The organism is Pararcticibacter amylolyticus, assembly GCF_003130405.1.
GTDB classification, from domain to species: Bacteria; Bacteroidota; Bacteroidia; order Sphingobacteriales; family Sphingobacteriaceae; genus Arcticibacter; species Arcticibacter amylolyticus.
In genome coordinates, this window is the sequence record NZ_QEAS01000021.1 from 52,845 (window position 1) to 62,619 (window position 9,775).

The window sequence follows — 9,775 nt, forward strand, 5'->3', positions numbered from 1 at the left end:
AAAAGCCAACAGCCAAAATTAAAAGCTATTCTTTATCTTTGATCAGTCGATACAATCCAAATAAACTAAATAAATTAGCATTTAAATATTTTTCATTATATTTACACCAACAAAACTAAGTAAATGAGCAACGCAGATAAATTAAAGGCATTGCAGCTTACGCTGGATAAGCTGGAAAAATCATACGGAAAAGGCACCATCATGAAACTTGGTGACACCGCCGTAGAACCCATAGAATCTATTTCTACAGGCTCCCTGGGGCTCGACATCGCACTCGGAATCGGCGGTTTACCCAAGGGACGTATCATCGAAATATATGGACCAGAATCATCCGGTAAAACCACCCTGGCCATTCATGCCATTGCCGAAGCACAGAAAAAAGGCGGCATTGCCGCATTCATAGATGCAGAACACGCTTTCGATAAGTTTTACGCAAGCAAACTCGGAGTAGACATAGAAAACCTCCTCATATCACAGCCCGACAACGGAGAACAGGCACTCGAAATTGCCGACAACCTCATCCGTTCCGGTGCTATCGACATCATCGTAATCGACTCCGTAGCAGCTCTCGTGCCCAAAGGAGAAATCGAAGGAGAAATGGGCGATTCAAAAATGGGCTTACAGGCCCGCCTGATGTCCCAGGCCCTGCGAAAACTAACCGGCACCATCTCCAAGACCGGATGTTGCTGTATCTTCATCAACCAGTTGCGTGAAAAGATCGGCGTCATGTTCGGCAACCCCGAAACCACCACGGGAGGAAACGCCTTAAAGTTCTACGCATCCGTACGCCTTGATGTACGCCGTATTTCCCAGATCAAAGATACCGACGAAGTATCCGGAAACCGGGTAAAAGTAAAGATCGTAAAGAACAAAGTAGCCCCTCCTTTCCGCCTCGCAGAGTTCGATATCATGTTTGGGGAAGGCATCTCCAAAGCAGGTGAGATCATCGATCTTGGAGTAGAGTACGAGATCATTAAGAAGTCAGGATCCTGGTTTAGCTACGGCGATACCAAACTGGGACAAGGCCGTGATGCGGTCAAGCAGCTCATCCTCGACAACCCTGATCTTATGGAAGAGCTCGAAGAAAAGATCAAAGAAGCAGTAGCTGGCACACAGCAGGCATAAACATACCCTCTCAATACAAAGGAAGGTTGCTGTAAACCAAAACAGCAACCTTCTTTTTTTAACACGAACAATCATCAGAGCCATTCATTCAGAATAGCCATTATCATCAGAATCCCTAATTTCAGAACGATATCTCAATCGGCACCGGATCCCATTCCCCGTTTACCCCAACCTTAAAGCTGCCCGAGGGATTCGTAAAAAGCTTTCCGCTGAGAATTGTTTTCCTGTTCCGCACACACTGAACATTCTGTATGCCCAGAGCCTTCACAGAAACACCCTTCTCGTTAAAGCACCCAATGCTGACCGTAAGAGGCCCCGCATCATTTAGTACCGATACATTAACTGTCACATTCGTCCGTTCACTCTCATTCGTCAGTGTTTTAGAAACCTTCTTTTCGCACTTCGTCCCGCTGGTAACCACACTTGCCGAAGAAATCTGGAAATTCGAATAATCATTTACCACTGTAAAATCCACCCGTGCCACTTCAGCCGGCAACACCTCCAGCAGCTTTAGCTCAAGGCAAGAAGTCACCCGGTCAAGCTTTACCTCCTCGTCCACATCATCCTTTCCTACCGTTATCGAAATCTTCTTAAAGTACAGATCGTCATCCACAGCAGAGCTGATCACTCTCACGGTGTTGAGGTAAGCTGTAGAACCGACAGGATCATCATTCTTCGAACCAATGAACACAACCGTATAAGTACCAGCCTTCACCTTATCCGAGATATTCCCGAAGTCATCACTCTCAGCCCCCTGATTAATGTTCTTCACAAGATTCCCTCCCGAGTCATAAATATAATAATGCAGGTACCGGATATAATTCCCCGGGCTCTCACTATCCGAGGGTGAAAAAACCGCATTTTTTTCCTCCACGACCACCTGGTCGAAACCAGTAACAGAGAAATTAATAGGATACAAATCGGAACTCTCCGGTTCCGGAGACCCGCTTTTTCCGCAGGAAAAAAGACATAAGGTCACAAACGAAAACATTGATAAGTTTACCTTCATGATGAAGTTTTCTTCCAAGGTAAATTTATTTCTACAAAAAAATCAACCCAACATAGCAAAAATGACGAAGATCATTTTTCCAAAACAAAAAAAGGCGGCCTTGAGGGCCGCCTTTCATATTGATTAAGAGCGTTAGAGAGATGATTTCTAACTAAAGTTCGTTACATGCTTCCTGAAGCATCTTCAGATTATTCTCAGGTGCATATTGTCCAAGGATTTCGCCTTTATCTTTATCTGTACCAACAGTAGCCTGGTTGATATCAATTGCCTTAACAGTCTTGTTATTGACAGTCTTGGATTTACTGCCCCATACTCCTCTGAAGTCATAAGCAACAGTAGTGCTTAAAGACGTAGTCGAGATAAATCCATCTTCAACCTCACCGAGTAACTTAAACTCGCCGCTTCCCGCAGGTCTGTAATACAGGATGAATGTTGGCAGGATTTCTACCGGCTGAGCTTGGTTAGGACATCTTACATAAAGCTGAAGACTTACAACAGGTTGTTCAGTTGGGGCTGACAAAGTAACATCGATATTGCCGCCACCACAATTTACCACAATCGGAGTATTTGCAAGAACCTGACCAGTTGAAGCATGCTCTACGATTACCCTTACATTGCTGGAAGGTATCGACTGTAAGGCTACCAGGTTTTCATTGTTCTTATTCGAGACACTCAGCACTGTTTCGTAAATATTAGCACCGCCCACATTCTGTATCTTTAAACGCAAAGGATAAGTAACACCATCCTTCATCCAGCTTCCCTGGAGCGCAAGAGTAGTAGAAGTACAAGCACCTTCAAGTTCGCTTCCGGTATAAGTAGAAAGGTGAGTGATAGGATATTGAAGAGCGACACCAGCACCTGTGTTAGAAGATACAACGGTACCAACTCTTTCATAGTCAAACATTCCGCTAGCTACAGTGTAGCTGTAAACAGAGATCACATCTCCAATCTGAGAAGTACGGCCGGTCTGTGAGCTTACATAAGTAGGATCAATATCCTGCTTCACCACCGGCTGCTGACCATCAAAGAACGCAACTCTCTGTCCGCCTATTGTCAGTTCAATATCCGTTACAGTAGCCGGGTTAAATGTACCAGCTACAATCTGGTCTGAACTGTTTTTGATCTGGTCACTGCTCAAACTCCCGCCTGGGAATACACGCAGTCCGGCAACTGAACGGGGGTCGATATTCACGATCGTAGCTTTCAGCTCAGAACCAGAGATCACCTGGTTACTGGCATTCTTAAACTGAGTTCCGTTAGGGAAGGTCACCGAAGTAACCAGGTTTGTATTATTTTCAGGCTTTGAAGAAATCGAGATATTCTTATTAGCCACACCTGCAGTAAGATCTCCTGTGAAAGTAAAGTTTTCAACTGATACACCAGGAGCCGGATTATTCAGATCAAGGATATAAAGTACTCTTTCCTGGAACTGGTTCTGCTTGGTAAGCATTACCGGGAAATTCATATCCAGGATACTTGCACCAGTCACAATGAAGTTAAACTTCAATGGGCGGGCATCTGTCACTTCAACATGCGGATCCACACCAAACTGAACCACACCGTTAGTAACAGTAAAATTCTTCTTACCATCAAGCGAATAGATAGATGCAGCATCCTGGCCTGTAATCGCTACCGAGATCCCGTCGGGCAATGCAGCTCCGTCCTTTGCATTCGTAAGCCTGAAAGAAGACTTGTATTTAAAAATATCATCATTACCCAGCGTAATGGTGATCCCGTCCTTCGGGTCATCACACGCGTTAAAGGAAAAACTGGCAAGCGCAAGTAACGCAGCGTAAAAAATCTTTTTCATAACAGCACTTTTTTTATAAATCACCTTTGCACATTAATAATTAAACTTCAGATTGATCGAGAAATTAGGAAGCCATTTGTAATCCTTCAGGTTATCTCTCAGGATTGGCTCGTTACGAACGTCGTTACCACTTAACATATTGGTAGCCCCCATCTTAACATCAGGTTTACCCAAATAGAACGCACCCAGGTCAAAGCCGATGTTGAACGTATCAACGATACGGATATTGTGCCATCCCAGACCTGCATAAGGTGCCCATCCGGTCCAGTCTGCACTACCAGTCACAACACCCACTTCTTCAGGTGTGAACACAAGGTCTCCGTACACGTAGTTCTCAGTAAGCTGAGCTTTTGCTGTACCCTTTGCCTTATAAAAATAGGCACCACCTACGGAAAGAGCCATGCGGTTAAAGAACCCTCCTGCAGTAGGGAACGGCTGCCAGTCAAGCATAGCGCGAAGGTTCATTACATCCACGTCAATATCCGTTTTGTAATCACGGCTACTGTTAAATTTCGAAATTTCAGTAGTTTCCCATGGAAGCAAACTAGCGCCTAAACGCAGGTTAAAGCGTGTTGAAAGGGGAATACCCACTTCCGCACCTAAACCTTGTGTACCCACAGTAAAACCAACCTGGTTTCTGAACAAAGGATTTCCGGGTTCACCATCCTTAAGCCAGGTGCCCGTTTGTTGTGCTTTCGTTATCGATGAAACGAAGACACAGCCAACAATTAAAAGTAATGAGAGCGATGTTTTCATATTTGTTTCTATTTACTATTAAGCGAAATTAATTCCCTACGAACAAGCCCACAACAATCCCATCCGCACAATTCCCAAATGTTCAATAGAAGATGTTTTAATTCTCAGGATGACCAGTATCTCTAATAAGCTTTGTCTTCGCCCTTGAAGATATTGATAACGGTCATGAAAATAATTTTAATGTCCAGCATGGCACTCCAGTTTTCCATATACCAGATATCGTGCTCCACGCGGCTTTCCATCAGTTTCGGATCTTCAGTCTCACCCCGTAAGCCATTTACCTGCGCCCATCCGCTGATACCAGGCTTCAAAAACTGTCTCACCATAAACTTATCGATGATGGCACTGTACTGTTCAGTATGCTTCAGCATGTGAGGTCTTGGCCCGATCACACTCATGTTACCGATAAGAACATTAAAAAACTGAGGAAGTTCATCCAAACTTGTTTTTCTTAAAATTCTTCCGATAGGAGTGATCCGGCTGTCGTTTTTAGTAGCCTGCACCTTATCACTGTCATTGTTCACACGCATGCTTCTAAACTTGTAGCACCAGAAAGGTTCATTATTTCGTCCGCTCCTGAGTTGCTTGAAGAACACAGGTCCCGGACTTTGCATCTTGATGATAACCGCAATGATCGGCACCAGCCAGCTTAATATAAAAACTAAGACAAGCGAACTGAAGATCAGGTCGAACATCCGTTTTCTCACGCGATTTTCTATATTCTCCAGAGGTTCCTTCCGGAGACTGATCACCGGAAACTCTCCCATATAGCTTACTGTAAACGGTGCAGCAATAGAAGCGCTCAGGTCGGGCACAAACTTCAGCCTCACGCATTGTCTCTCTGCCTCTTCCAGCAGGTACTTCGCTTCGGGCATTCTTTCAGGCGTCAGCGAAACATACACGTCTTTAATACCGCGGCTCGCAGCACTGGCAATTTCCCTGCAGGCAGAAGGAAGAAGCGTACCGCTTCCATCCACATAATAAGACTCCTCTTCGTTCAGGAAACCTTCAAACTTAAAATTCTGGCTTTTCTCCAGGAACCCTGCAAGCTTCAGCCCGGTATTATTTCTGCCAAGAACAGCCACCGACCGGCTCACCTTAAAGTGCCTGAACAGCATAAACTCAAACACGGTTCCAGCAAAACGGCTCAGCAGAAAGCCAAAGCCAACCAAACCATACATAGTCAGAAGGAACCCCCTCGACATATGATCATTGCCCGAAAAGAGCAGGTAAAAAACAAAAAGGACGGCATGAAACACAACGGTTTTCCAGGTTGCCCTGTAGATATTCACCAGTTGTTCCAAAGTAAAATCACGGTAAAGGCCAAATAAGCTGGATGAAAAAAACCAGATGAGATTACTGACAAGTAGGTAATTTCTGTAAGAATCAGGTATGGCTAAGCTTTCAAAGCCAAAATAACAGAAATAGCCGAAAATGAAGGCCGCATTTACAAGGAAGACGTCAGTTATGAGCAAGAGTATACGTAACACGTATAAGTAACGAGTCTGCATGAGCGTTGATTTAGAGCGTAATTCAGTGCAATAATAATGATTTTATTTCACAACTATGCATTTTATTATTTTTTTCTCAAAAAAGCAAGTAAGTTAATAAAATCTTAACAATACCAAGCTTTGAAAATATGATAGAGAGCACACAATTTCACACTCTTTACCCCATTTGTTCGAGAATTTTATAGAAAGCGTGGTATATTTTGCGTAAAAGTGCCGGATCAGGAATTCCATCCTCGATCCTGAGTTCCAGGAAAGGCGCCTTGCCGTCGTCGGGCTGCAGCAGGTACTGTACCACCCCAAAGCTCAATTCAGGCAGGGACACAAGAGTAGAGCGCAACCCCGGATCAGCGAAGAGCAGAGCACACCGTGCCTCATCATTCGTTTTCACCACAAACCGTTTATCAAACTCAGGATATCCGAGCACAATGTCCTGCATTCCAAAGAATTTACCAATTTCGTCCAGGAAATTTTGTTTATGGATCGCAAAGCGAAAGTTATCGCGGCTATATAAATAAGAGCTGAAAGTAGTTGATGCTGTTCCGCTGTCGAAACCTCCACCAAGATCTACATCGATATCCAGGAGAACACGTCTCCCTTCCTGTTGCAGAACAACATGATATTCGAGCAAATCCTGCACACCGGCCAGATCCTCAGTAACCTGCTTCCATAAAACATCTTCATCAACTGCTGAGAAAATCTTTTCCTCCGACAAATTATCCATTTCTATTGAGACGTTAATCGTAACTTCCCAATAAAACCGGCAATTATTTGATTTGTTTTAAATAAAGCAGAATATTTTTTTTATTTTTTTCAACCCGGACAAACCAATGGTTCTCAGCACAATACAGTATCGCCCTTCAAATATTCAGCCGATTCAAGCTCAAATACTGCGATGTTTTTGTCAAAATTACCATACACGGTACCGATCAGGCAGATCCGGCCTTTATCATTCAGCCCTTCAATCAGGATAGTTTCCCTGAACACATCTTCATTGGTTGATTTCAGTCTCGAAAAGATAAGATCCTCGTCTTTAACACAAAAATCGGCAGGATTGACAGCATACTGGTTAAGTACTTCGGTAAAGTTCGAACTGTTAAGCAACAACTCTTTTAATGGCATAAAACCTCCTCCTGTTTTTTACAACAGCTTAAATTTTTAAAATTAAAGTCGCCGGGCAGGTCCTGTTGCCCGCAACCCTGCAGATTGGCAATATAAGCAGGAGAATACACCATAATTCCGCCAGTGTCAGGCTTTTAACACAGGCATAATTATATCGCAATAATATGGTATTATTTGAATATTACCTAATCAGGTAACAGAATTATTTCAATCAAAGCTCTCGCCATCCTCTTCCGGGTCGGGCGCCGCCTGCATCAATTCCTCATATATCCAGATATACAGAAAAGCTATTAATATAACGGTAGGTGTCATGGCTCTTTCGTTAATGCGGTTAAAACTTATTAGTTAATTATACCAAGTAACGAAAAAATAATGACAATTGTTGCGCCACAATGAAAAAAAGGGCTTTTTTCTCAAAATAAGGAACCAGGCTGTGAACGCCTGCTGCGCATCGGTCACCCCCGCAGGGGAAAAAACTTATCTTGCGAGGATATAAAATTTATTGTGACAATGATCACACTGGTACCGTTTCAACGGCATCCAGAATAACACCTGGCTGGCCATCTTTCCGTTGGGAAGCCGGTGGCTGGTATACGCATCGCATTTCGGACAACGGTGCAGGGGACTGTCACTTGAAGGGGCCAGATAACCTCTGCCGCCAATTCCAAGTTCAGAAGTAGATATTGTATTCATAGCCTTGAGTTTTTAAATACGCCGGTAAAATTACAAAATATCATTCGAAAAGTTTAATGAATTTCAAATATTAATGGAAATTTAACAAAAAAGGACAAATTTCCATAACAATACGTCAAACATGTCGTTTAACAAAAACAGAGGTACGCGGGGCAGACCGAATATCATCGCTCATTTAATTCCTCTGCCCGCGCCCCCTGATTTCTTTGGGCATCAATAAAAAAACACTTGAGCCCGGCCTGTATCGGATGCACTTGCCTGTTGGGAAGAATGGCAAGCACCAGGTCAGGCTCTGCAACAATATTCCGCATTTTTTCCGTAGAAACAGCGGCTTTGGCACGGGTTGTATAACACCTGACACCACAAAACCAATAAAATGTATAACCCCTGCACAAAACTTACCAGGCACTATACACCTTCAGCACATGTTTGCCTGTCCTTTTTTCCATACTGCGTCTTAAAACTGCTACATTCCATCCTGCGATGAGAATTTGCCCGCAAAGCGCTTTCCCATCCCGCTTTTATTAACAAAAAATTAACAAAAAACCCGTATCATTGCAAAAATAAAAGCAAAACGCTCAAAAATCTACATTCATGCACAAAAACTACTATGCAGTGATCATGGCAGGCGGAGTAGGAAGCCGCTTCTGGCCGGTAAGCCGTACCACTTACCCTAAACAGTTCATCGACATCGCCGGAACAGGCAAAAGCCTCATCCAGGCCACTTACGACCGCTTCAAAGACATCGTGCCCGAACAGAATATTTATATTCTGACCAACGAAAAATACCGGGACCTCGTAAAAGAACAGTTAAAAGGAATTACCGATGCACAGGTACTCTGCGAGCCGGTGATGCGCAACACCGCTCCATGCATCGCATACGCCTGTCATAAAATACACGCATTAAATCCCGATGCTGCTATCGTGGTTGCCCCGTCTGATCACCTGATCCTCAACACGGTTCAGTTCAGCAAAGACGTCAGCAATGCCCTCGAAACCGCATCACAGAACCCCTGTCTCATCACGCTCGGCATCCAGCCGTCAAGGCCCGATACAGGCTACGGCTATATCCGCTTCAGCGAAGAGCTGCTGGGAAATGGGTTCCGCAAAGTACAGCAGTTCACCGAAAAACCGGACCTGGAAAAAGCCGAAGCATTCCTTGCCAGCGGCGAATACCTCTGGAATGCCGGGATCTTCATCTGGAGCGCAGCAGAAGTGTTGAAGTCCTTCGAAAAATCCCTCCCTGAGATGCACCAGCTTTTCGGCGGGGCAAAAGAGATCTACAACACCCCCGAAGAAGAGACCTTCCTCAAAGAAAACTACGCATCCAGCCAGAATATTTCCATCGACTATGGCATTATGGAACAAGCTGATAACGTCTACGTCCTTCCGGTAGATTTCGGATGGTCAGACCTCGGCACCTGGGCATCCCTCTACACCCTGGCCGAAAAAGACGCCAACGAAAACGTCGTTGTTCCCTCCGGCAGCGCCCTCCTTTACAACACCAGCGGCTGCATGATCAACCTCCCTGCCGGCAAAAAGATTGTCGTCAAAGGCTTACAGGACTACATCATCGCCGAATCCAACAATACCATCATGATCGTCCCCCGCAACAGCGAACAAGAAGTCAAACAAGTTGTCGCCGACGTCAAAACCACCTTCGGCGAAGACTATATATAACCCAAAGGTCTCCCGGAAAGGGAGACCTTCTTTTTAACTTAAAACTTACCACTTATAACTTACAACTCATCC

At 44.4% G+C, this 9,775-nt stretch carries 9 protein-coding genes; 2 read left to right on the forward strand and 7 right to left on the reverse strand.

The genetic code is table 11. From position 1 onward, the window contains the following. Positions 1 to 123: 123 nt before the first annotated feature. Positions 124 to 1,125 carry a recombinase RecA gene (gene recA, locus DDR33_RS20920; protein ID WP_109417751.1) on the forward strand — a complete coding sequence of 334 codons (1,002 nt, stop codon included), beginning with the start codon at positions 124 to 126 and terminating at the stop codon, positions 1,123 to 1,125. A gap of 121 nt (positions 1,126 to 1,246) precedes the next feature. Here the strand turns inward: recA and DDR33_RS20925 are convergent, their stop codons facing one another. The 7 genes from DDR33_RS20925 to DDR33_RS20955 all read right to left on the reverse strand — a co-directional run bounded on the left by DDR33_RS20925 (position 1,247) and on the right by DDR33_RS20955 (position 8,023). After that, on the reverse strand, positions 1,247 to 2,134 hold the full coding sequence (locus DDR33_RS20925; protein WP_109417752.1) for a FimB/Mfa2 family fimbrial subunit: 888 nt from the start codon (positions 2,132 to 2,134) through the stop codon (positions 1,247 to 1,249). A 151-nt stretch (positions 2,135 to 2,285) separates the two neighbouring features. Beyond that, complete coding sequence (locus DDR33_RS20930) at positions 2,286 to 3,944, reverse strand: hypothetical protein (RefSeq protein ID WP_109417753.1); 1,659 nt, start codon at positions 3,942 to 3,944, stop codon at positions 2,286 to 2,288. Positions 3,945 to 3,977: 33 nt separating this feature from the next. After that, positions 3,978 to 4,700, reverse strand: coding sequence for a hypothetical protein (locus DDR33_RS20935; protein ID WP_109417754.1), 723 nt, complete (start codon positions 4,698 to 4,700; stop codon positions 3,978 to 3,980). A 122-nt stretch (positions 4,701 to 4,822) separates the two neighbouring features. Continuing rightward, on the reverse strand, positions 4,823 to 6,211 hold the full coding sequence (locus DDR33_RS20940; protein WP_109417755.1) for an undecaprenyl-phosphate glucose phosphotransferase: 1,389 nt from the start codon (positions 6,209 to 6,211) through the stop codon (positions 4,823 to 4,825). 157 nt (positions 6,212 to 6,368) lie between these two features. Next, positions 6,369 to 6,932, reverse strand: a complete 564-nt coding sequence (locus tag DDR33_RS20945) for a hypothetical protein (RefSeq protein WP_109417756.1) — start codon at positions 6,930 to 6,932, stop codon at positions 6,369 to 6,371. 113 nt (positions 6,933 to 7,045) lie between these two features. Further along, a complete protein-coding gene (locus tag DDR33_RS20950) occupies positions 7,046 to 7,330 on the reverse strand; it encodes a hypothetical protein (protein WP_109417757.1) in 285 nt (94 codons plus the stop codon). A 477-nt stretch (positions 7,331 to 7,807) separates the two neighbouring features. After that, positions 7,808 to 8,023 (reverse strand): hypothetical protein, encoded by a 216-nt coding sequence (locus DDR33_RS20955; RefSeq protein ID WP_109417758.1) that lies wholly within the window; start codon positions 8,021 to 8,023, stop codon positions 7,808 to 7,810. Between the two features lie 594 nt (positions 8,024 to 8,617). Between DDR33_RS20955 and DDR33_RS20960 the strand changes: the two genes are divergently transcribed. Continuing rightward, entirely contained in the window at positions 8,618 to 9,703 is a 1,086-nt protein-coding gene (locus DDR33_RS20960; protein WP_109417759.1) for a mannose-1-phosphate guanylyltransferase, read from the forward strand. Positions 9,704 to 9,775 lie beyond the last annotated feature (72 nt).

Bases quoted from the DNA above. Each gene is read 5' to 3' on its own strand.
- DDR33_RS20925 (WP_109417752.1), bottom strand. From the start codon at position 2,134: ATGAAGGTAAACTTATCAATGTTTTCGTTTGTGACCTTATGTCTTTTT.
- recA (WP_109417751.1), top strand. From the start codon at position 124: ATGAGCAACGCAGATAAATTAAAGGCATTGCAGCTTACGCTGGATAAG.
- DDR33_RS20960 (WP_109417759.1), top strand. From the start codon at position 8,618: ATGCACAAAAACTACTATGCAGTGATCATGGCAGGCGGAGTAGGAAGC.
- DDR33_RS20955 (WP_109417758.1), bottom strand. From the start codon at position 8,023: ATGAATACAATATCTACTTCTGAACTTGGAATTGGCGGCAGAGGTTAT.
- DDR33_RS20930 (WP_109417753.1), bottom strand. From the start codon at position 3,944: ATGAAAAAGATTTTTTACGCTGCGTTACTTGCGCTTGCCAGTTTTTCC.
- DDR33_RS20940 (WP_109417755.1), bottom strand. From the start codon at position 6,211: ATGCAGACTCGTTACTTATACGTGTTACGTATACTCTTGCTCATAACT.
- DDR33_RS20945 (WP_109417756.1), bottom strand. From the start codon at position 6,932: ATGGATAATTTGTCGGAGGAAAAGATTTTCTCAGCAGTTGATGAAGAT.
- DDR33_RS20935 (WP_109417754.1), bottom strand. From the start codon at position 4,700: ATGAAAACATCGCTCTCATTACTTTTAATTGTTGGCTGTGTCTTCGTT.
- DDR33_RS20950 (WP_109417757.1), bottom strand. From the start codon at position 7,330: ATGCCATTAAAAGAGTTGTTGCTTAACAGTTCGAACTTTACCGAAGTA.